We start from the raw sequence: 21,019 nt of genomic DNA, 5'->3' as shown, positions 1-21,019 counted from the left end.
CCCGCGCCTGCCGCTTCGGCCTGATCCAACGGCGCGGGCCACTCCCGCCAGAGCGGCGCGCGCAGCCGCTGCACACGGCCGCCCTCCTGATCAATGGTGATCATCGCCGCATGACCAGCCGCCTCGCGCATCTCAGAGCACAGCGCGCGTACCTGATCCGGGCTGTCGATATTGCGGGCAAAGAGGATGAAACCAAACGGGCGCGTATCGCGAAACAGCGCCTTTTCCTCTCCCGTCAGCCGCAGACCCTCCGCATCTAGGATCGTCGCCCCAAACCGCGTCACCGCGTGACCACCGGGATACATTCGGCGCGTTCCGCGACCAGCGCCGAACAGAACCGCCGCGCATCGCCCAGATCGGCAAATCCCATGGCCCGCAGCCGGTAGAACGTGCGCCCACCACTCTCGGCGCGCTGGATAACTCGTTGTTTGCCGTCCAGAAAGTCACCGAACCGCCCCGCCAGCCGGTCCCATTCTGCGCGCGCCACCTCAGCCGAATCAAAGGCCCCCAACTGCGCCAGCCGCGTCCCAAGCGGGATGGTGTCGGCATCCACCTCATCCGACGGGACAGACTGTGCCGCCGCCACCGCAAGCGCAATCGCCTCGGGAACCGAGGTCAACGAGGCCGGTCGCGCACGCGGGCGCGTCACCGCGCTCGCGGTATCCGCCACAGCCGCTTCGGCTTCGGCCTCGGCCTCCTCCTCAGGGGCATCAACCGCCTCCGGCCCGGTGACCACTTCTTCCAACGGGGCCATCGGCGACGCCCCGGCTGCGATTTGATCTGCGAGCGCCAGAATAGAGGCATTGCGCAGCTCTTCCGGCGCAGCACTTGGATCGCTCTGCGTTGCCTCAGCCGTGGGCCGCGCCGCAGCCTCCTCCGTCCCTTGGGTAAGTGGCGCAACATCGTCCAGCGACAATTCAAGCGGTGGCGGGGCCAAAACCAGGCGATCCGCCGGGGCCGCCGCAATCCCCTCTGCGGCCACCGCATTGACCGCCAGACCCTGATGCGCGGCAGCATCGCCACCGGGATCGGCGGGGGTCTCCCGCATTGGTCCTTCAGCCGCGCGCACCACGGGCACGCCGGACACATCGCGCATGACCATCTTGTATCCCCAGACGCCCACGCCCGCGATCAGCGCGATCGACAACGCCGCGCCGGTCAGATTGGTCAGCCTGACAATGAAACTCGTCCGCTCAGGCCCCGCTTCGGGCCGTGCATAGTGCATATCTGCCATGGTCCGCCTCTTGCTCTCCGGCGATACATGGTCGCCGGGGATGTACTGTTCTGCCTCACCCCCGGCTTTGCTGCGTTAGCGCATTTCTTCCGCCGGAGTGACGCCAAGAATACCAAGACCTGCGGAAATAACAACGGTTACAGCACGCGCGAGGGCGATTTTAGCCTGCGATGTGGCCACATCGCCCTCTTGAATGAACCGCAACGACGCGTCGTCATTGCCCCGGTTCCAGAGGGCATGCAGATCCGACGCAAGATCATAGAGATAAAACGCCACGCGGTGCGGCTCATTTGTACGCCCGGCAATCTCGACCAGACGCGGCCATTCGGCAATCTTGCGTGCGACGTTCAACTCTGCCTCGTGGGTCAAACCCGAGAGATCGGCTTGCGCCAGCGTGGCATCATCCACCGCCATCCCGGCCTCGGCGGCCTTGCGCAGCACCGAATTCACCCGCGCATTGGCATATTGCACGTAGAACACCGGATTGTCCTTGGACTGCTCCAGCACCTTGTCGAAATCGAAATCCAAAGGTGCGTCATTCTTGCGCGTGAGCATCACAAAGCGGGTCACATCAGCCCCCACCTGGTCCACCACATCGCGCAGCGTGACAAAGGTTCCCGCGCGCTTCGACATCTTGAACGGTTCACCATTCTTGAAGAGCTTGACCAGTTGGCAGAGCTTGATATCGACCGGCACACGGCCATCCGACAGCGCCGACACCGCCGCCTTCATCCGCTTGACATAGCCGCCGTGATCCGCACCAAAGACGTCGATCAAGAGGTCAAAACCCCGGCTGATCTTGTCATAATGATAGGCAATATCCGGGGCGAAATAGGTCCAACCGCCATCCGATTTCATGATAGGGCGGTCCACATCGTCGCCATGTTCGGTGGATTTGAACAACGTCTGTTCGCGCGGTTCCCAATCCTCGGGCATCTTGCCCTTGGGTGGCTCCAGCACGCCGCGATAGATCAACCCCTTGCTCCGCAGATCCTCGATCGCGGCCTCGATCAGCCCCGTGCCATAAAGCGACTTTTCCGAATAGAATACGTCCATCTCGACGCCAAGCGCCGCCAGATCCTCGCGGATCAGCGCCATCATCCGATCCGTGGCGAAATCCCGGATCGGCTCCAGCCAGACATCCTCGGGCTGCCCGACATAGACATCGCCCACCTCAGCCTTCAGCGCCTCACCGACCTCAATGAGGTAATCGCCGGGATAGGTGCCATCGGCAAAGGCCACCGCCTGCCCATGCGCCTCAAGATAGCGCAGATAGACCGAGCGGGCGAGCACATCGACCTGCGCGCCGCCGTCATTGATGTAATATTCGCGCGTGACCTCATAGCCCACGAAATCCAAAAGACTCGCCAGAGCGTCACCGAACACAGCCCCCCGCGTATGGCCCACATGCAGCGGCCCGGTGGGGTTGGCGCTGACAAACTCCACGTTGACGCGGCGGCCCTGCCCCATGGTCGAACGCCCGAACGTGACGCCCTGCTGCAACGCTGCGCGCGCCACATTTTGCCAGAGGAGCGGTGAGAGCCGCAGATTGAGAAACCCCGGACCTGCCACCTCGACATGCTCGATGCGGGGATCATCGCCCAGCCGCGCCGCAAGCGCTTCTGCAATCTCGCGCGGCTTGAGACCGGCGGGCTTGGCCAGCACCATCGCCGCGTTGGTCGCCATATCACCATGTGCGGCATCGCGCGGCGGCTCGACCGTGACATTGGTCAGATCCAGCCCTTCCGGCAATTGGCCCCCGGTCTGCATCGCGGCCAGCGTGTCCACGACGAGGGCACGCATATCGGTAAAGAGGTTCATAAAAGCTTTCCTTGCTGCATTGCGGTGGGTTACTCAACGGCGAGAGGCGCGTCAATCACAAGCCTCACCCGCCCTTGGACCAAGGACCGGATCGCAACGCGCTAAAGCCCCTCTCTGTCCGCACTCAAATCGGGATTGCCCGTCAGCCGCGCGTGTTCCTGAAGCGCGAAACGATCCGTCATGCCAGCGATGTAATCACTCACCAACCGGGCGAGAGCCGTTTCATCTTCAGCCTGCGCCACATCCTTGCGCCATTCCTCCGGCAGGTGCTGCGGCGCGTGCAGGTAATGCGGAAAGAGATCACTCACCACGACATGCACGTGGTCACGCATCGCATTGACCTCTGGCGCGCGGTACATGCGGGCAAAGAGAAAGCCGCGAATTTCCTTCAGATCAGCCCAGAGGCCAGTCGAAAACTGGATCACCGGGCGGCCCAGATGACGTACCTCCGCCACAGAGGCGGGGCGGGCCTCATCCAGCGTATGGCGCGAACAGTCGATCACATCGCCCACCATCACACCGAACACCCGACGCAGCGCCTCATGTCTGCGGCGCTTGGCATCCAGCCCCGGATAGAGCCGGTCCACGTCCGCATAACAGTCGCCCACAATGGGCAGGGCCGCGATTTCCTCATCGGTAAAGAGCCCCGCGCGCAACCCGTCATGCAGGTCGTGATTGTTATAGGCAATATCGTCCGAGAGGGCCGCCACCTGTGCCTCGGCGCTGGCGTGGGTGTGCAACTCCAAATCATGCCGCGCGTTGTAATCCGCCAGTGCGTAGGGCAGCGTCCCGCTTACGGGGCCATCGCCCCGGAGGGGCGTTAAGGGGCCGTTGTGCTTGGCCAGCCCCTCCAGCGTCTCCCATGTCAGGTTGAGCCCGTCGAACTCGGCATAATGCCGCTCCAGCGATGTCACGATCCGCACCGCCTGCGCGTTGTGATCAAACCCGCCATAGGGCGCCATCAGCGCATCGAGCGTATCCTCGCCGGCATGGGCAAAGGGCGGATGCCCCAGATCATGCGCCAGCGCCACCGCCTCGGTCAGCTCGCCGTTCAGCCCAAGCGCTCCGGCAATCGTGCGCGCCACCTGAGCCACTTCGATGGAATGGGTCAGCCGCGTGCGGAAATAATCGCCCTCGTGCGCGACAAAGACCTGTGTCTTGTGCTTGAGCCGCCGAAACGCACTGGAATGGATGATCCGGTCCCGGTCGCGCTGAAAGGGTGAGCGAAAAACACTCTCCTCCTCAGGCACCAGACGCCCCCGGATCGCCATGGGATCAGAGGCATAAAGATCGGTCATGCGGGATATCCTTGTCGCCAGAGGCCATGGACCATATATTGCAATTGAACCGAAACGTAAAACACCCCGGAGCCCGCCATGCAACTTCCACCCAAGGTGACCCATCGCGCCTTTGCCCGCCTCGCCGAAATCGGCGCGGGGGATCAGGGACAGGCTCTCCGCGTCGCGGTTGAGGGCGGCGGCTGCTCCGGGTTTCAATACGAAATCCGGCTGGATCAACCTGCGGCGGACGACCTGATTCTCGAAGGTGAGGGGCAAAAAGTGGTCGTAGATTCCGTATCCCTACCCTTCTTGTCCGGGGCAACGATTGATTTCAGCGAAGAATTGATCGGCGCGCGCTTTGTGATCGACAATCCAAATGCATCCTCCTCCTGCGGCTGCGGCACCTCGTTCTCGATGTGACCGCTTGTCACCTCCGCGCCCCTGCGCGATATAGGATCAAACAAGACCACGGGGGGGCCGCGCCATGAAAATCGCCACGTTCAACATCAACGGCATCAAGGCCCGGATCGACGCCCTGCCCGCTTGGCTTGATGAGGCCGCCCCGGATGTGGTCCTCCTGCAAGAGATCAAATCCGTCGATGACGGCTTTCCGCGCGAAATCTTCGAGGATCTCGGCTATAATGTCGAAACGCATGGGCAAAAGGGCTTTAACGGCGTGGCGATCCTCTCCAAACGTCCGTTAGAGGATGTGACGCGCGGCCTGCCCGGTGACGACACCGACGAACAGGCCCGCTGGATCGAGGCCACCGTCATGGGAGACCACCGCGCGCTGCGCCTCTGCGGTCTCTACCTCCCCAATGGCAACCCGACGCCGGGACCAAAATACGACTATAAACTGGCCTGGATGGAACGCCTGCAGGCCCGCGCGCGCGATCTGCTCGCCAGTGAAGAGCCGGTCCTGATGGGCGGCGATTACAACATAATCCCGCAGGATGAGGACGCCGCCCGCCCCGAGGCGTGGCGCGAGGATGCGCTGGCCCTCCCCGAGAGCCGCGCCGCCTTTCGCCGCATCCTCAATCTGGGCTTCACCGAAGCGTTCCGCGCGCGGGTGCAGGGTCCGGGGCATTACACCTTCTGGGATTATCAGGCCGGGGCTTGGAACAAGAATGACGGTATCCGCATTGACCACTTTCTGCTCAGCCCGCAAGCGGCGGATTTGCTGACCGACTGTGGTATCGACAAGGAAATCCGCGCCCGTGACAAACCCTCAGACCATGTTCCGTTGTGGGTAGAAATCGACGCCTGAAATCCGTCGCTACGGCACGGGATTGGACTTGATCTTGAGCGGTCATTTTGGCATGCGACCCGCGCCCGTAAGGTGAACCCCCTCACCCCGCCTTGCGCGTCACATCATGCCCATACAGCCAGTCAAACTGTCGTATCATCCGGTCAGGGGCAAAGGCTCCCCCCGCCCGCAGCGCGGTATGCGCGGCCCATCTGAGCGGTGGAAAGCTCAGGTGGTATTTCCACGCATTGCGATTGGCCGCCTCGACCACCCGGCGCACCCGCGCTTCGCGCCTCTCCTGATACCGGGCCAAGCCCTCCGCCAGCCCCTCGGCCTCGCTCAATGCATCGACCAGAACCCAGGCATCCTCGAGCGCCATCGACGCCCCCTGCGCCATAAACGGCAAGGTGGGATGCGCAGCATCGCCCAAGACCGCCAATCCGTCGCGCTGCCAGACCCGCGCCACCGGATGCCGGAACAAACCCCAGAGATGCACCTCTTCAACCGCCGCCAACATCGCCTGAACCTCTGACCCAAAATCGCCAAAGGCCGCCCGCACTGCCAATGGATCATCCGTTTGGCTCCAGCTTTCTTCGGTCCAGGCGGCCCGTTCCTGCACCGCGACCAGATTGAGCAATGTGCCACCGCGCAGCGGATAGCTGACCATATGGCGCATCGGCCCCATATGGACCTGCGCCTCAGGACCGCGCCCCCAGAGGTTGGGCACCACCGCCCGCCACGCCACCTGCCGGGTAAAGAACGGGGCCAATGTGCCGTTGAGCGCACGCCGCACCACCGAATGCAACCCATCCGCTCCGATCACCAGATCCACATCGAGGCTCGATCCATTGACCATCCGCACCACAGGTCGCGCCCCAGCCTCGACTGCCGCCACCCGTTGCATCAGCCGCAGTTTGACGCCCGCAGCGCGCGCACCATCGGCAAGACTGTCAATCAGATCCGCACGGTGAATGAAATGATACTCTGGCCGCTCCAGCGTCGTCAGATCGAGCCGCAGCACCTCTCCGCCTCGATAATCGCGCAGGCTGATCGCCTCTGCCTGCACCGAACGCGCCTGCAACACCTCGTCCAGCCCGAGCGCGCGCAAGACCGCGAATCCGTTGGGGCTGATCTGTAATCCCGCCCCCACTTCGCTGATCTCGGGGGCCTGCTCCAGTAGGGTTACATCCGCACCGCGCAGGCAAAGGGCGCGGGCCACAGCCAACCCGCCAATTCCGGCCCCGATGACCGCTATGCTCAGCCCGTTCAACGTCATGCGCATGTCTTGATACGAAACGCGCCGGGAGGAAAGTCCCGGCGCGTCATTTAGGTCAAATTTCATCCCGGAGCCTGTAACCCCTTGGTCGTTTAGTCGTCGCGATGCACCTTTTCGCGCCGTTCATGGCGTTCCTGCGCCTCAAGCGTCATCGTGGCGATGGGTCGCGCATCCAGCCGCTTGAGGCTGATCGGCTCGCCGGTCATTTCACAGTAGCCGTATTCGCCGTCCTCGATCCGGCGCAGCGCCGCATCAATCTTGGACACCAGCTTGCGCTGACGATCCCGCGTGCGTAGTTCCAGAGCCCGGTCGGTTTCCTCGCTGGCGCGGTCTGCAACATCGGGAATCGCCCGCGTGCCATCCTGCAACCCTTCGATGGTCTCCCGGCTGCCTTCCAGCAGCTCTAACCGCCACGCGATCAGTTTGCGCCGGAAATACTCCATCTGCCGAGCGTTCATGAACGGCTCATCCTCGGCAGGTTGGTAATCATTGGGCAGAAATACTTCCGCTTTCATCTCGATCCCCTCATCAAAGCCAGTGTCTGGCATAATGAACTCCTCAGACAGTCGGCGCCCCATGCGCGGTGATCTACACGCCACTTCGGGGATTGTCACTAGCCAATCACACGGCATTGATGTGAATTGTCGAACAGACTAGTTTAGCGCTGAACTCAGCGCCACTGGCCTGCAAGAGGATTGAAAAACCGATGAAATTCAAAGGCACCGATGCCTATGTCGCGACCGATGACCTGACCGTCGCGGTCAATGCCGCCGTCACGCTCGAACGCCCCCTGCTGGTCAAGGGCGAACCCGGCACAGGCAAGACCGAACTGGCCCGGCAGGTGGCAGGCGCGCTCGGGTTGCGCCTCATCGAGTGGAACATCAAATCCACCACCAAGGCGCAACAGGGCCTCTATGAATACGACGCCGTCAGCCGCCTGCGCGATAGCCAGTTGGGCGAGGCGCGGGTGCATGAGGTTGGCAACTACATCAAACGCGGCAAACTCTGGGAGGCCTTTGCCTCGGATGAAAAGGTCGTTCTGCTGATCGACGAGGTCGACAAGGCCGATATCGAGTTTCCCAATGACCTCTTGCAAGAACTCGACCGCATGGAATTCCACGTCTACGAGACCGGCGAGACGATCCGTGCCCGCCATCGCCCGGTTATCATCATCACCTCGAACAACGAGAAAGAATTGCCCGATGCGTTTCTGCGCCGCTGCTTCTTTCATTACATCCGCTTTCCCGATCCCGAGACCCTGAAGCGGATCATCGAAGTGCATCATCCCGGCATCAAGACCGCGCTGCTCACGACCGCCCTCACCCAGTTCTTTGAGATTCGCGATCAACCGGGTCTCAAGAAAAAACCGTCCACCTCCGAGGTTCTGGACTGGCTCAAACTCATCCTCGCCGAGGATCTCTCGCCCGAAGACTTGCGGCGCGACGGGGCTGATGCTCTCCCGAAACTGCACGGCGCCTTGCTCAAGAACGAGCAGGATGTGCATCTCTTCGAACGCCTCGCCTTCATGGCGCGCCGTCAGCGGTAAAGGTCAAGCAAGACAGACATCTGATTTACAACGAAAAACAACCATGACATGTGTCGGCATCCGTGGTAAAATGTGGTTGCCACAATTTTGCCTTAAATGCTCCTTACGCGGAACAGGATGAACAGAAATTCTGCCCCCAACCCGGCTAAGGTCGTGGCAGATAAAAGGCGCGGTTCGCTGAGACGACGACCGCGCTTTGCTCTGCCCGCCCCCACCGGCGATTGGCCCCCGTCATTCCGACGGCGGCGTCTGTTGTGACCGAAAACGATACGGGGGTCTGATGCGTCGCGTAATCCTGCCAATCTGCCTGATGCTCGGCGCCTGCGTGCCCGGTAATTACAGCTATAACGAACCCGCGTCCCGCGCCGCCATGCCGCAAGAGACCGGCATGCCTCCGATGAAGGCGTTTTCCGCACCGCGCCCCGTGCCGGCGCAGCGCTCTAATCGTGACATCCAGCGTGACATACTGGATCTCGGCTTCCAGCTTGAATCGGGTCGGATGTTGCAACACTTCTCGCGCTTTGAGGGGCCAATCACGGTCCGCGTCACCGGCGCGCCACCGATCACCCTGATCTCGGACCTCAATCGCCTGATGCACCGCCTGCAAACCGAGGCCGGGATAAACATTTCCCGCGTCACCGAAGGCCCGGCAAACATCACCATCGAGGCTGTGAGCCGCGACGCGATCCAGCGCAGCTTGCCCAAGGCGGCCTGCTTCGTCGTCCCCAATATAACCCGCCTCTCACAGTATCGCGCGGCCCGCAATTCCCGTGTCACGGATTGGAGCCAACTCAGACGCCGCGAGACGATCGCGATTTTCGTGCCCAATGACACGAGCCCCCAAGAGGTGCGCGATTGCCTGCACGAAGAACTGGCGCAGGCCCTTGGACCGCTCAACGATCTTTACCGCCTCTCCGACAGCGTCTTTAACGATGACAATGTCCATGCGGTCTTGACCGGATTTGACATGCTGGTGCTGCGCGCCTTTTACGCTCCCGAACTGCGCGCAGGCATGACCCGCCGCGAGGTCGAAGAGCGTCTTCCCGGCATCCTGTCGCGTCTCAACCCCGGCGGCGACGGTCTCGCTCCGCGGTTTTCGGGCTCCACCCCGCGCGCTTGGATTGATGCCATCCAGACCGCCCTCGGGCCGGGTGCCCGCCAGATGGAGCGGCGCACCGCCGCGATGGACGCGGTCCGCATCGCGCAGGCCGTCGGTTGGACCGACCACCGCCGCGCCTTCAGCCACTTTGCGCTCGGACGCATCACCCAATCCACCGATCCGGACTTTGCACAGGATCAGTTTGTCGCGGCCGAGCGATTTTATGACGCCAACCCCGGCACCGAGTTGCACCGCGCCTTTGCCGCCGCCCAACTGGCCGCCTATGCGGTCTCAATGGGTCGCGACGAGGACGCCCTCATGCTGCTTGGACCGCATATTGCCACGGCAGAGCGCGCCGAGAACGCCGCCCTTCTCGCCACGCTGCTGATGCTGCGCGCCGAGGCGCTCGATCTCTCGGGCCGCGTCTCCGAGGCGCGCGCCGTCAGACTGGACAGTCTGGGCTGGGCGCGTTACGGGTACGGCGCGGATTGGGCAGTGCGTGCCAAACTGCGCGAAGTGGGCGCGCTCAGCCCGCTCAAAGGACCGAACGGGTAAGGCATGATTGTTATCATCGGGGCAATTCTGGGCGCGCTGACCGGCGCGCTCATGGCGTGGCGACGCAAAGGAAAATTGGCGGACATCCTCCAATATGCCTTTGTTTTAGCGCTGATTTTCGCCCTTCTGGGTCTTTTCCTTACTCTGATCATCCACCGCAGCGCGCTCTGATCCGCGATGTTCCTGCCGTTCTTCGAGAACCTCAGACGCGCGGGCCTTCCGGTCTCCTTGCGCGAATACCTGACCTTACTCGAGGCCATGGGGCGCGGCCTTGTCACCTATGACGTCGAGGGTTTCTATTACCTTGCCCGCACCGCGATGGTCAAAGACGAGCGCCATATCGACCGCTTCGATCAGGCCTTCTCCGCCAGCTTTTCCGGGCTTGAGGCCATCAGCGCCCAGGACGTACTCAATGCCGTCGACCTGCCCGCCGAATGGCTACAAAAACTCGCCGAAAAGCATCTGACCGCCGAAGAACGCGCTGAAATCGAGGCGCTCGGTGGTTTTGACAAGCTGATGGAAACCCTGCGCGAGCGCCTCAAGGACCAGCAAGGCCGCCATCAGGGCGGTTCGAAATGGATCGGCACCGCCGGCACCTCGCCATTTGGTGCCTATGGCTACAACCCCGAAGGCGTGCGGATTGGTCAAGATCAAAGCCGCCACCGCCGCGCGGTCAAGGTCTGGGACAAACGCGAATTCCGCAATCTCGACGACTCGGTCGAGCTTGGCACCCGCAACATCAAGGTGGCGCTGAAACGCCTGCGCAAATGGGCGCGCGACGGGGCCGCCGAAGAGCTTGATCTCGACGGCACCATCCGCGCCACCGCCGAACATGGCTATCTCGATGTGCAAACCCGGCCCGAGCGGCGCAACGCGGTCAAGGTGCTGCTTTTTCTCGATGTCGGCGGCTCAATGGACCCGCATATCAAAGTGGTGGAGGAGTTGTTCAGCGCCGCCCGCGCTGAATTCAAACACCTTGAATACTACTACTTCCACAACTGCCTCTATGAGGGCGTGTGGCGCGACAATGCCCGCCGCTGGAATGCCCAGACCCCGACCCAAGAGGTGCTGCGCACCTATGGCGCAGATTACAAATGCATCTTCGTGGGCGATGCCAGCATGTCGCCCTATGAAATCGCCTATCCCGGCGGTGCCAATGAACATTGGAACGCCGAGGCAGGCCAAGTCTGGCTCAATCGCGCGCGTACGCAATGGCCCAATCACCTCTGGATCAACCCGGTGACTCAGGGCGAATGGGACTATACGCAATCCATCCAGATGATCCGTGAGGTTTTTGAGGATCGCATGGTGCCCATGACCCTCGCAGGTCTCGATCAGGGCATGCGCACGCTCATCCGCTGAGTGACGCCGTCACCAATCCGCGCGCCGATAGCTGCCCAAGGAGGGCTGACAGATCCGCCGCGATGATTTCTGCCGGGGTATCGGCAAACACGTCCATCAACGTCGCGGCAATCTCATGGCCCGTCGCGGGCTCTTCCAGCAAATCCCACACCGCGCCAGCCACCGGATTCAAGCGAAAGAAATTGCGCCCCTCCATTTGCCAAAGAAACACATCTTCACCGATCTCACGCGCGCTCACCTCCGCCGCGCGGCAATAGACCCCCGACAGATCGGCCAGCGAAACATCGCCTTCGATCGGGTCTGGCGGCAAGGGCGCGTCGATCTCTAGGTCCGGCGCAGGCAGATGCCCCGCAGCAAAGGCGCGGTGGACCTGCGCCACCGCCTCCTCCAGATCGGAATAGACCAGCGTCACGCAAAAGAGCCCTGCAACGAGAGCGGTCAGCCGATCATAATGCGCCTCCGCCTCACCGGGATCTGCAATGTTCTGCCGGATCAGATGCGCTGCGGCCTCTGCCGACCGCATCCGGTGAAACCGCGCCGGCGCACCCTCCTCGCGCCTGAGCACAATCAACGCCGCCAAAGGGGCCAACGTGCCGGTGCGCGCCTGTTCGGGACTCTCGACATACCCATAGCGACTGTCCTGCACCGTCAGATGATCCGCAACATACCGGCGAAACCCATCCGACACCCTGTCTGGCAAGGGCAGCCGCAGGCGCGGCTGAATCCCAAGCGCCACCGCCTGACCATCCGGCCGCACCGGCAACACATCGTCGCAAAAGAGCCGCATGCCCGGCTCCGCCGCCAACCGCGTGACCAGTGTCGTCTTGCCCGCCCGGAATGGCCCGGTAAAGGCTAGGAGATGCCCGCCCACCTCAACCGCCCCGCAATGCAGCCCAAGCGTGTCTGGCCGCGCATCGCAATAGCTCTGCACCAGATCCGCGACGACGCCACAACTCGCCCCGGCGAGGCCCAGCTTCGTCAGCGGCGTCCGCGACCACCAGGATTGAAAACTATAGCCTTTGGGTGCCACATCCGTGATCACCGTCACAGGGGCACCGGGTGGCACCGGGTCTTCCACTGCGCGCAGACCCCAATCCGGCATCACCGTGTCCAACGCGCGGCCCACCGCCTCCGCCCCGCAAAGCTCCACCACCTGCGGCGCTTCGGCACAGGTCAGTTGGGTCTTGGCCCTGCCCGGCGCTGCCCATCGACGCGGCCCGGGCGGCCTCAAATGCGGCGGCTCCACGCGCATCTCAGCGCAACGCCCCCAGACCATCCAATGTGCCGATGATCTGATCGACAACCTGACCCGTGCTTAGGCGACCACGGCGACCCCTGCCTGACGGCCCCGAGCCATAAGAGCCTCCGCTGGATCCCCGCTCGTAATAATACCCGTTCCGATAATACCCGTTCCGATAGTATCCTCGCCCCGAGGCTCCAGACCCCCGCGAGCCGCGTGATCCACGCCCGCTGGCCCCCGAGGCATGCGCTGCCCCAAGATGCATCATCACCGGCGCGACATACGCCAACCCGGTCGCCAGACCCAATCGCGTCAACAACCGCCGCCGCGTCAGAGCCTTTGTATCTTTCTGTGCCCTATCTTCCTGTGTCATGTCTTTCTCCTCTCGCGTGGTTCCTGTCGACGCAAAGCGCCAATAAATGGACGACGTTCTACGATGCAATTTACCGCAAATGACCTGTTATTCTTCTCTGGCAAGCTGGATGCGCGAGGTTTTGCCGACATCGGACGGGCTCGCTCTCCGACACTTGGCCGAGATATGAGCGGATCAGACAAACGCCACGCGCAGCGTCGCAAACGCCGCGCGTGCTCGTCTTCACCGTCCCGAGGGACCGGACCCACGGCCATCCGCCCCACGCCCGGAGGGACCAGAGCCACGCCCACCGCTGGCACCACCGCCAGAACCGCCAGCGCCACCACCAGAGGCCCCACCGCCTGAGCCACCGCCACCCGAACCCCCACCGCCTGATCCGCCGCCGCCGTCGCCGTCGCCGCCATCCCCACCAGCACCCGAGGCATGCGCCGCGCTCAGATGCATCATCACCGGCGCCACATAGGCCAGCCCGGTCATCAGCCCCAACCGCACCAAGGCCCGCCGCCGTGTGAGGGCCATGCTATTGATCTCTGTCATGATCGTTCTCCTCTCATTTGCCTGAACACCGCCGCGTGGGCGGACATGAGACAAACGCCGAGGATCAGGGTTTATTCCGCGAAGCCATGAGTTTTTTGGGGGTGTCCATATTTTGTGTGGGCCTATCGTTTCAATCGGACGACTTCGTGCTCACCGGAGTTGTCCAGCCGCTTGCTCGATCATGTCCCGCGCGTAGCGCACCCTTGCCGACACGCGACGACCGCGGCGCATGACGAGCCAAAGTTCGTGCCAGCGGCGCTTCGGAAGCTGGACAACGGAGAGGCTCGCCTTGTCGGCGAAAGCTTCCACGCCGCTTTTGGGCAGGAGTGTGTAGCCGACCCCCTTGGCCACGGGGGCAGGGATTTGACCGATCTGATTGACCGAACCGCGTACGCTGAGCTGGTCGGCGCCAGGGTAGTCGTCCGGGAAATTCAGCCTCAGCAAGTCATCGGCATAGCCGTAGCCATCGGGATGGGCGATAAAGCCACGAGCCTCAAGATCGGTGAAGGATGTAGGCGTGTCAGCTGCGTCCGCTGGCAGGACGAGACATAGTTCCTCGCGTCCAAGGTGTTTGGCCTCCAGCCGCGCGTGGTCGGGGTCCGCGCCCAGCACGCCCAGGTCGAAGCGCCCTTCCAGCAGCCCTGCAAGGATCTCGGCCTGCGGCGCCGCCTCGAGATGAACACTCAGGTCGGGCGCGGCGCGCATCCAAGGCAGCAGGATCGGGTAGAGCAGCATCGCAAAGCTGCCCGAGCATGCGATGTGAACCGGCCCCGCGTCCCGGTCGTCTGCCTCGATGGCGTCGCGCAGGCGTTTCTCCTCGGCGCGGCGCGACAGACCAAGCGCGAAGATTGCTTCGCCCGCTGCGGTGAGGGTGAAACTCTTGCCCTGCCGATTGATCAGCCCCTGTCCGACCTGCTGCTCGAGTTTCCTGAGATGCTGGCTCACGCCCGGTTGGGTCATGTTCAGACGCTCAGCGGCCTGGGTGAAGTGCCCGGTTTCGCAAAGCGTCGTAAAGGTCTCGAGCCAAGTGGCATTGAGCATTGGATAATAACACTTTGTTATGATTCACATATAAAACAATAATTTCACAAAACGGCATGCGCTGTCCATATCGGCGTCAACGCAACGCGAATGGAGATATGAGATGACCCAGACACCCCGCACCTTTTCCCACATCGGCCTGTCCGTTCCGGACCTTGATGCTGCCGTGAAGTTCTACTCCGACGTGCTCGGCTTCTACGTCGTGATGGCGCCGTCCGAGGCCGTCGAGGACGACAGCGCCATTGGCATCATGTGCACGGACGTGTTCGGCCCCGGATGGGGTTCGCTCAGGATCGCGCATCTGTCGACCGCCGATGGCATCGGCATCGAGATCTTCGAGTTCCCCGGTAACTACGCGCCCGAGGACAAGCTCGAGCACAAGCGTCACGGAACCTTTCACTTCGCGGTGCAGGACCCGGACGTCGAAGGTCTGGCCCAACGCATCGTCGAAGCCGGCGGGCGGCAGCGGATGCCGGTGCGCGAATATTTCCCTGGGACCAAGCCCTACCGTATGGTTTACGTCGAAGACCCGTTCGGCATCGTCTTCGAGCTTTATAGCCACAGCTACGAGCTCACCTATTCCGCTGGTGCCTACGAATAGCTGGCCGCGCCAGCCCTACGGCCGACCACGACGTGTTTGATACCGCTCGGCGCTTCCAGGCTCTTGTACCCGTTGGCGCCGTTTGCGGACACTGCGAATTCTTGCGCCCCCGTCCGTCAAACGGACCCGAGCGCCTTCGCCAAACGCGGCAATCCCGCCTTTTTCAAGAGCGGGCGCATCTCCCAGCTGCCCGCCGACAGATGCCGCGCCTTGTCCAGAACCACCTGCGCCACATCCGCCACTAGTCCCGGCTGTGCCTTCCAGATACCGTGCAGAAACGCATCGGGATCAGCCCGCCACACCCCCTCTTCCGCCAGCGTATTGCGGGGGAAATCGCGCGCATTCAACGTGAGGATTCCGTCGGCTGACCCGGCAATCGCGGCTGCCAACACATGCGTATCAGCCGGGTCCGGCAACCACAGCCGCGCCTCGAGCGAGGGCGCATAGCTGACACAGGCCCCCGGCCACCGCGCCGTCATCACTGCCGCCTCGCCTGCCACCTGTGCCTCGGCCTCCGGTCCCAACTTGACCACCGCGCGCCGCCATTCACCAAGGATGCGCTCGGACCAGAGCGGCGTGAACGCCCCGGCCTCAGCCACGCCAAGGATCATCTCGCGCATCACCGTCGGATAGATGACGCAAGTGTCCAAGAGCACCTTCATAGGCGGTAAAACAGCGCCTTGAGATAGCCCGACTCGGCCAGATTGGGGTGCAAGGGGTGATCCGGCCCGGCAAATCCTGTATGGATCAACTGTCCCATGCGCCCCGCGCGCCCAATGCCACGGGTGCAGGCCGAGCGAAACTTGCTCAAATCCGCCGCATGCGAACAGGAACACAAGACCAGATAGCCGCCCGAAGCCACCAACGGGGTCGCCAACCGCGCCACCCGCTCATAGGCGCGCAGCCCCTTTTCCATCGCCTGTTTGGTCGGCGCAAAGGCAGGCGGATCACAGATCACCACGTCGAATTGCGCGCCCTCAGCCGCCAACGCCTCCATCACGTCGAACGCATCGCCGCGCCGCGTGCTGAACCGCTCCGAGGCCCCCATCCGGGCCGCCCCTTCGGCAGCCAGGCTCAAGGCAGGCTCGGACCCATCAACCGCCAAAGCGTGATCCGCCCCCGACGCCAAGGCCGCCAGAGAAAATCCGCCCACATGGCTGAACATATCCAAGACCCGCGCGCCCTTGGCCAACCGCGCTGCAAAGGCATGGTTGGGGCGTTGGTCGTAGAATAGCCCGGTCTTCTGCCCCCCCAGGAGATCGGCCATATAGATGGCCCCGTTCATCGCCACCGGCACCGGTGCAGTCGGGGCCTCGCCCACCAGAACCGCGCTCTGATCGTCCAGCCCTTCCAGTCCGCGCGCGCGCCCGGATGCGTTCTTGAGCACGGTGCCCACGCCCGTGACCTCTTGCACCGCCGACACCAGATCGGCCAGCATCGCCTCGGCCCAGGCCGCATTGGGCTGAATCACCGCAATATCGTCAAAGCGGTCGATCACCACACCGGGTAACCCATCCGCCTCGGCATGCACCAGCCGGTAAAACGGCGCGTCATGCAGCCGCGCGCGCATCTCATGGGCGCGGGTCAGACGCGCCACCAGCCAGGCGCGGTCAATGGCAACGCTCACATCGCGTTCCATCATCCGCGCCATGATCTTTGAGGCCATATTGACCGCCACCAGCCCCAGCGGCGCGCGTTCGGCATCCTCCAAGAGGGCGATGGTGCCCGCAGCCAGCGCCTTGGTGCGCCGGTCAGTCACGATTTCATTGTCGAATACCCAAGGCGCACCATGACGGATGGCGCGCGGCTCGACATTCGGGCGAAGGCGGATCACAGGATAAGGGGACGGTGTCATACCGTCCCCTTACGCCCATTGCAGCCCGTGGAAAAGATCAGATTTACTCGGTCAAGCTCAGCGCCGCGACCTGATCGGCCTCCGTGCGCACAGGCATGCCCAATTCGGTCTGGATCACACTGGCCAAACGCTCAGAGATCCGGACCTTCTGCGTGATGCCGCGTTGCTCGGCGGCAACCGCTGCACTTCCTCCAAACGCCTTGAAGCTGACCGAGACCGGTTTCGGCGCGCCGTAAGCCTCGCCCGTGACCGGATTGCGGAGGGTCATGGCAAAGTGGATCGTATGCATACCGCCAACGGTGTAGCGTGCCTTCTCGCTCAACGCATGGAACCGCGTCACCTCGACATCGAGAACCACCGGGATCGTGCCGGGCTGCAATCCGGCCACGCCTGTCGCCAGAGCCTCTTCCATGATCGTCTTGACCTGAGCATGGCGATCTCCCGGCGCATCCTCGCGCCAGACGATATCACCCATCGGGTAATAGCTGTTAGCCTCAGAGACTTTGAGCGATTTGGGAACGGTGACCCGGATTTGCTGCACATCCAACGAGATCGGTGCGGCCCGCAGCACGGGTGCCTCGAGCGGCGCATTGCGGGTGGCCGTATCCACACTGCCACAGGCCGACAGACCGAATCCGAGCATCATCGCAGCCATCAATTTCAGTTTGCTCATGTCTTCCTCCATGGGCCTGCTTCTTGTCGCACCCTATGGATGACGCCCGATTAGGGCGCATTTGCGACAAACTCTGTGTTTTACCGTGTCAACGGTCCGAGCAACGTCGCATTACATAACGCAAACAAGCGATCCTAAGATTGGCCCTCAGACCCACGCGGCCGTGACCGCCAGCCACCCCGCCTGCGCGCCGGACCCGCGCTAGCCGTGCCTTCACTCAAAACCTGCGTCATCGGATGCGCGGGATGATCTGTCCCATAGCGCCCGATCATCTCGGCAATCGCGCCCTGCACCTCCTGCCCCGCAGGCAGCGACAGCGCCCAATCGAGGAAAACCGACCGGCATTCCGGCTCAGTGATGCCTTCGATCCGGTAGGATTCGTAAATCAGCCCTTTGGGGTCCATGGGATCACGCGCCATATCTCAGCGCCCCTTGGGCAGACGCATCAGCGCCGCATCCATCACCGACGCCGCCCGACGGCAGCGTGTCTCCAGCCGGTCCTGCAACATGCCCAGATCCTCCTGACCTGTCTCGCGCAGCAGAAATGCCGCGCCGCCCTCGCCCATGCGCTCCGGATCAAGCGGCTTGTCACTGATCAACCGCGCCACCATCTGCAACCGCCAGCAAAGCGCATAAGCCTCTGACAGTGCTGCGCCATCCCCGTCACTCAGCCAACCGATTGCGACACCGCCCTCAAGGCCTGCCGCCACATCGCGCGCGGCTTGTCCCGCCATCAGGTTGCCCGCCTGCGCCATCAACTCCAATTCCAAGAGCCGCCCCGGCCCCAGCTTGGCATCCCAAGGTCCGGCCGGCGCCTTGGCACTCGCGACCCGCGCGCGCATCTCGGCCACCGCCTCCAAAACCGCCTCGGGGTCGCCCTTCTCCGCAATCAACCGCTCACGGAACGCCTCGACATCGCGTGCCAACTCTGGCTCGCCGGTGATCACCCGCGCCCGCGTCAGCGCCAGATGCTCCCAGGTCCAGGCCTCATTCTGCTGATAGCTCTGGAAACTTGGCCAGCTTGTCGCCACCGGCCCCTGATTGCCCGAGGGGCGGAGCCGCATGTCGACCTCATAGAGCCGGCCTTCGGCCATGGGCGCGGTCAACGCCGTGATCATCGCCTGTGTCAGCCGCGCATAATAAGGGCGCGCCGCCAGCGGCCTGCGCCCCTCCGAGCCTTCGGAATCCTCCGCATCGTAAATCACGATCAGATCAAGATCAGAGCCCGCGTTCAACCGCGCCGCCCCCAACGATCCCATGCCCAGAACCACAGCCCCCCGTCCCGGCGGTGCCCCATGCTTCTCAGCGAATTGCGCCACCACCATCGGCCAGACGCCGGCAATCACCGCCCCTGCCAGATCCGCGTATTTCCGCGCGGCGGCATCCGCCCCGGTCAACCCACGCAGATGATGCACCCCGATCCGGAAATGCCATTCCTTACGCCAGCGCCGCGCCGCGTCGAGCGCGCGCTCATAGTCACTCTCCGCCGCCAGCCGCGCCGTCAACTCCGCCTCCAACGCCGCCTGCCCCGGCCACTCGGCAAAGAAATCACCCGCAATCACCGCATCGAATACGCCCGCATTGCGCGACAGATGCGCCGCCAGTGCCGGGGCCGTGCCGACAATATCCACCAGCAAATCAATCAACTGCGGATTGGCCTCAAAGAGCGCAAATACCTGGACCCCGGCGGGCAGGCCCGACAAAAACCCATCAAAGGCCAACAAGGCCTCATTGGGATGCGCAGTGCGCGCCAGCCGCCCCAGAATATCCGGCTTCAGCCGCTTGAAAATCTGCACCGCCCGATCAGACCGCAGCGCCGGGTAACTCGGCCAGCGGGCAATCACATCGCCATTAAGCGCCTCTGCCGCCTCGGGCGTCGCGGGCGCTTCTTCGGGGCGAAAGAACCCTTCGATCAGATCATGCACCTCGGTCAGCCGCGCCACGATCTCGGCGCGCAACTCAGCCGTCTCTCGCCCCATAAAGGCTGCCAGCCGATCAAACTCCTCCGCCGAATTGGGCAGCAGATGCGTCTGTGCATCACGCAACATCTGCACCCGGTGTTCGACCTCGCGGTGAAAGCGGTAATGCCCCGTCAAAGTGTCCGCCGCCGCCTTCGGCACCCAGCCTTTCTCGGCCAGCCGCGCCAGCCCCTCGACCGTGCCGCGCACCCGCAGATCGGCATCGCGCCCGCCCGCGATCAACTGCCGGGTCTGAGTGAAGAACTCGATCTCGCGAATCCCGCCACGCCCCAGCTTCATGTTATGCCCCTCAAGGCAGAGCGTGCCGCCCAGCCCCTTGTGCTCGCGAATGGCCAGCCGCATGTTATGAGCATCCTCGATGGCGGCAAAATCCAGATGCTTGCGCCAGACAAAGGGCTTGAGCGTGCGCAGAAACCGCGTGCCCGCCTCGATATCCCCCGCACAGGGCCGCGCCTTGATATACGCCGCACGCTCCCAAGTGCGCCCCAGACTCTCGTAATAGGTCTCTGCCGCCGCCATCGCCATGCAAACGGGTGTGACGCCCGAATCGGGGCGCAGCCGGAGATCGGTGCGAAACACATAGCCCTCGGCGGTGCGGTCGTTCAGCATCGCCGACATCTTGCGCGTGGCCCGCACATACGACGCGCGTGCCTCGTGGAAATCCTCCCGCGCCAGCCGCGTTTCATCAAAGAGGCAAATAAGGTCAATATCAGAGCTGTAATTCAGCTCATGCGCCCCCATCTTGCCCATCGCCAGCACCACCATGCCCGCGCCTGTGGCAACATCCGCCTCGGTCATGCCCGGCAGCTTGCCGCGCTTGATCTCCGCCGCCAAGGCCGCTTTCAGCGCCAGATCACAGGCCAGATCGGCAAAATCCGTCAAATGGTCCGTCACCTCTTCCAAGGGCCAAACACCCCCCAGATCGGCCAGCCCGGTGATCAGCGCCACCCGCCGCTTGCCCTCGCGCAACGCAGACCCCAGACGCTCCGCCGGGGTATCCTTCAACGCCGCAAAGAGTACGGCCAACGCCGCCTCAGGATCGTCAAACGCCCCCTCCAGCCACGCCGCCTCTTGCTGGATCAGCGATTTGAGAAACGGGCTGCACCCCGCCGCCCCCGCCACCAGATCCGACAGCTTGGGGTCAAGACCGGGCAAGGCGGCACGCGCCTCCTCTCCCTCGGCAGGATCAAAGGCATGTGGCAGGCGGGTCAGGCGATTGCTAAAACTCATGGTCCGAGTGATACAAGCCGCGCAAGGCTGGTCAATGCCCCACGCGCCTGAAATACTGTGAAAAAATCCGG

The 21,019-nt window shown here is 63.1% G+C and carries 21 protein-coding genes and 1 pseudogene; 7 read left to right on the top strand and 15 right to left on the bottom strand.

What is annotated here, in order from left to right; genetic code table 11:
• The 4 genes and pseudogenes from VR71_RS03880 to VR71_RS03865 form a co-directional block, all read right to left on the bottom strand.
• Positions 1 to 305, bottom strand: a pseudogene (locus VR71_RS03880) (beta-hexosaminidase); the annotation flags it as partial.
• Positions 281 to 1,234, bottom strand: coding sequence for an SPOR domain-containing protein (locus tag VR71_RS03875; protein ID WP_009819017.1), 954 nt, complete (start codon positions 1,232 to 1,234; stop codon positions 281 to 283). The pseudogene VR71_RS03880 and the gene VR71_RS03875, both read right to left, overlap by 25 nt.
• Before the next feature lie 75 nt (positions 1,235 to 1,309).
• Positions 1,310 to 3,055, bottom strand: coding sequence for an arginine--tRNA ligase (gene argS / locus VR71_RS03870; RefSeq protein WP_045681359.1), 1,746 nt, complete (start codon positions 3,053 to 3,055; stop codon positions 1,310 to 1,312).
• A 101-nt stretch (positions 3,056 to 3,156) separates the two neighbouring features.
• Positions 3,157 to 4,353 (bottom strand): deoxyguanosinetriphosphate triphosphohydrolase, encoded by a 1,197-nt coding sequence (locus VR71_RS03865; RefSeq protein WP_045681357.1) that lies wholly within the window; start codon positions 4,351 to 4,353, stop codon positions 3,157 to 3,159.
• 78 nt (positions 4,354 to 4,431) lie between these two features.
• On the opposite strand from VR71_RS03865, the gene VR71_RS03860 reads away from it, so the two are divergent.
• Positions 4,432 to 4,755, top strand: coding sequence for an iron-sulfur cluster assembly accessory protein (locus VR71_RS03860; RefSeq protein ID WP_009819020.1), 324 nt, complete (start codon positions 4,432 to 4,434; stop codon positions 4,753 to 4,755).
• A gap of 64 nt (positions 4,756 to 4,819) precedes the next feature.
• Positions 4,820 to 5,602 carry an exodeoxyribonuclease III gene (gene xth, locus VR71_RS03855; protein WP_009819021.1) on the top strand — a complete coding sequence of 261 codons (783 nt, stop codon included), beginning with the start codon at positions 4,820 to 4,822 and terminating at the stop codon, positions 5,600 to 5,602.
• Positions 5,603 to 5,684: 82 nt separating this feature from the next.
• Here the strand turns inward: xth and VR71_RS03850 are convergent, their stop codons facing one another.
• Positions 5,685 to 6,857, bottom strand: coding sequence for an FAD-dependent monooxygenase (locus VR71_RS03850; protein ID WP_045681371.1), 1,173 nt, complete (start codon positions 6,855 to 6,857; stop codon positions 5,685 to 5,687).
• 92 nt (positions 6,858 to 6,949) lie between these two features.
• A complete protein-coding gene (gene dksA / locus VR71_RS03845; protein ID WP_254656449.1) occupies positions 6,950 to 7,405 on the bottom strand; it encodes an RNA polymerase-binding protein DksA in 456 nt (151 codons plus the stop codon).
• A 158-nt stretch (positions 7,406 to 7,563) separates the two neighbouring features.
• Here dksA and VR71_RS03840 point away from each other — a divergent pair, with 158 nt between their 5' ends.
• The 4 genes from VR71_RS03840 (at position 7,564) to VR71_RS03825 (ending at position 11,419) form a co-directional block, all read left to right on the top strand.
• Entirely contained in the window at positions 7,564 to 8,403 is an 840-nt protein-coding gene (locus VR71_RS03840; protein ID WP_045681355.1) for a MoxR family ATPase, read from the top strand.
• Positions 8,404 to 8,683: 280 nt separating this feature from the next.
• Positions 8,684 to 10,057 (top strand): DUF2927 domain-containing protein, encoded by a 1,374-nt coding sequence (locus VR71_RS03835; protein ID WP_045681353.1) that lies wholly within the window; start codon positions 8,684 to 8,686, stop codon positions 10,055 to 10,057.
• Between the two features lie 3 nt (positions 10,058 to 10,060).
• Positions 10,061 to 10,228, top strand: a complete 168-nt coding sequence (locus VR71_RS03830) for a hypothetical protein (protein ID WP_009819026.1) — start codon at positions 10,061 to 10,063, stop codon at positions 10,226 to 10,228.
• Between the two features lie 6 nt (positions 10,229 to 10,234).
• The gene (locus tag VR71_RS03825) at positions 10,235 to 11,419 is read left to right on the top strand and encodes a VWA domain-containing protein (protein ID WP_045681350.1); all 1,185 of its coding nucleotides are present in this window, start codon (positions 10,235 to 10,237) and stop codon (positions 11,417 to 11,419) included.
• Here the strand turns inward: VR71_RS03825 and VR71_RS03820 are convergent.
• The 4 genes from VR71_RS03820 to VR71_RS03805 form a co-directional block, all read right to left on the bottom strand.
• A complete protein-coding gene (locus VR71_RS03820; protein WP_296429852.1) occupies positions 11,409 to 12,650 on the bottom strand; it encodes a PqqD family peptide modification chaperone in 1,242 nt (413 codons plus the stop codon). The genes VR71_RS03825 and VR71_RS03820 overlap by 11 nt on opposite strands.
• 22 nt (positions 12,651 to 12,672) lie before the next feature.
• Entirely contained in the window at positions 12,673 to 13,032 is a 360-nt protein-coding gene (locus VR71_RS03815; RefSeq protein ID WP_045681348.1) for a hypothetical protein, read from the bottom strand.
• 222 nt (positions 13,033 to 13,254) lie between these two features.
• Positions 13,255 to 13,569 (bottom strand): hypothetical protein, encoded by a 315-nt coding sequence (locus VR71_RS03810; RefSeq protein ID WP_045681346.1) that lies wholly within the window; start codon positions 13,567 to 13,569, stop codon positions 13,255 to 13,257.
• Between the two features lie 150 nt (positions 13,570 to 13,719).
• A complete protein-coding gene (locus tag VR71_RS03805; protein ID WP_045681344.1) occupies positions 13,720 to 14,610 on the bottom strand; it encodes a LysR family transcriptional regulator in 891 nt (296 codons plus the stop codon).
• Positions 14,611 to 14,713: 103 nt separating this feature from the next.
• Here VR71_RS03805 and VR71_RS03800 point away from each other — a divergent pair, with 103 nt between their 5' ends.
• Positions 14,714 to 15,211, top strand: a complete 498-nt coding sequence (locus VR71_RS03800) for a lactoylglutathione lyase family protein (protein ID WP_045681342.1) — start codon at positions 14,714 to 14,716, stop codon at positions 15,209 to 15,211.
• A 116-nt stretch (positions 15,212 to 15,327) separates the two neighbouring features.
• On the opposite strand, the gene VR71_RS03795 is transcribed toward VR71_RS03800, so the two are convergent.
• From VR71_RS03795 to VR71_RS03775, 5 genes are all read right to left on the bottom strand, one after another.
• The gene (locus VR71_RS03795; protein ID WP_045681339.1) at positions 15,328 to 15,873 is read right to left on the bottom strand and encodes an RSP_2648 family PIN domain-containing protein; all 546 of its coding nucleotides are present in this window, start codon (positions 15,871 to 15,873) and stop codon (positions 15,328 to 15,330) included.
• Positions 15,870 to 17,066, bottom strand: a complete 1,197-nt coding sequence (locus VR71_RS03790) for an RSP_2647 family RNA methyltransferase (RefSeq protein ID WP_045681337.1) — start codon at positions 17,064 to 17,066, stop codon at positions 15,870 to 15,872. Before VR71_RS03790 ends, VR71_RS03795 begins: the two co-directional genes overlap by 4 nt.
• 43 nt (positions 17,067 to 17,109) lie before the next feature.
• A complete protein-coding gene (locus tag VR71_RS03785; protein ID WP_296429850.1) occupies positions 17,110 to 17,739 on the bottom strand; it encodes a DUF6778 family protein in 630 nt (209 codons plus the stop codon).
• 134 nt (positions 17,740 to 17,873) lie between these two features.
• Positions 17,874 to 18,158 (bottom strand): hypothetical protein, encoded by a 285-nt coding sequence (locus tag VR71_RS03780; protein WP_009819035.1) that lies wholly within the window; start codon positions 18,156 to 18,158, stop codon positions 17,874 to 17,876.
• Positions 18,159 to 18,161: 3 nt separating this feature from the next.
• Positions 18,162 to 20,948 (bottom strand): glutamine-synthetase adenylyltransferase, encoded by a 2,787-nt coding sequence (locus VR71_RS03775; protein WP_045681367.1) that lies wholly within the window; start codon positions 20,946 to 20,948, stop codon positions 18,162 to 18,164.
• Positions 20,949 to 21,019: the final 71 nt, after the last annotated feature.

This window comes from Roseovarius sp. BRH_c41, from assembly GCF_000961715.1.
Lineage (GTDB): Bacteria > Pseudomonadota > Alphaproteobacteria > Rhodobacterales > Rhodobacteraceae > Roseovarius.
The sequence above is the reverse complement of the archived record's forward strand: the minus strand, read 5'-3'. Positions and strand labels throughout refer to the sequence as shown.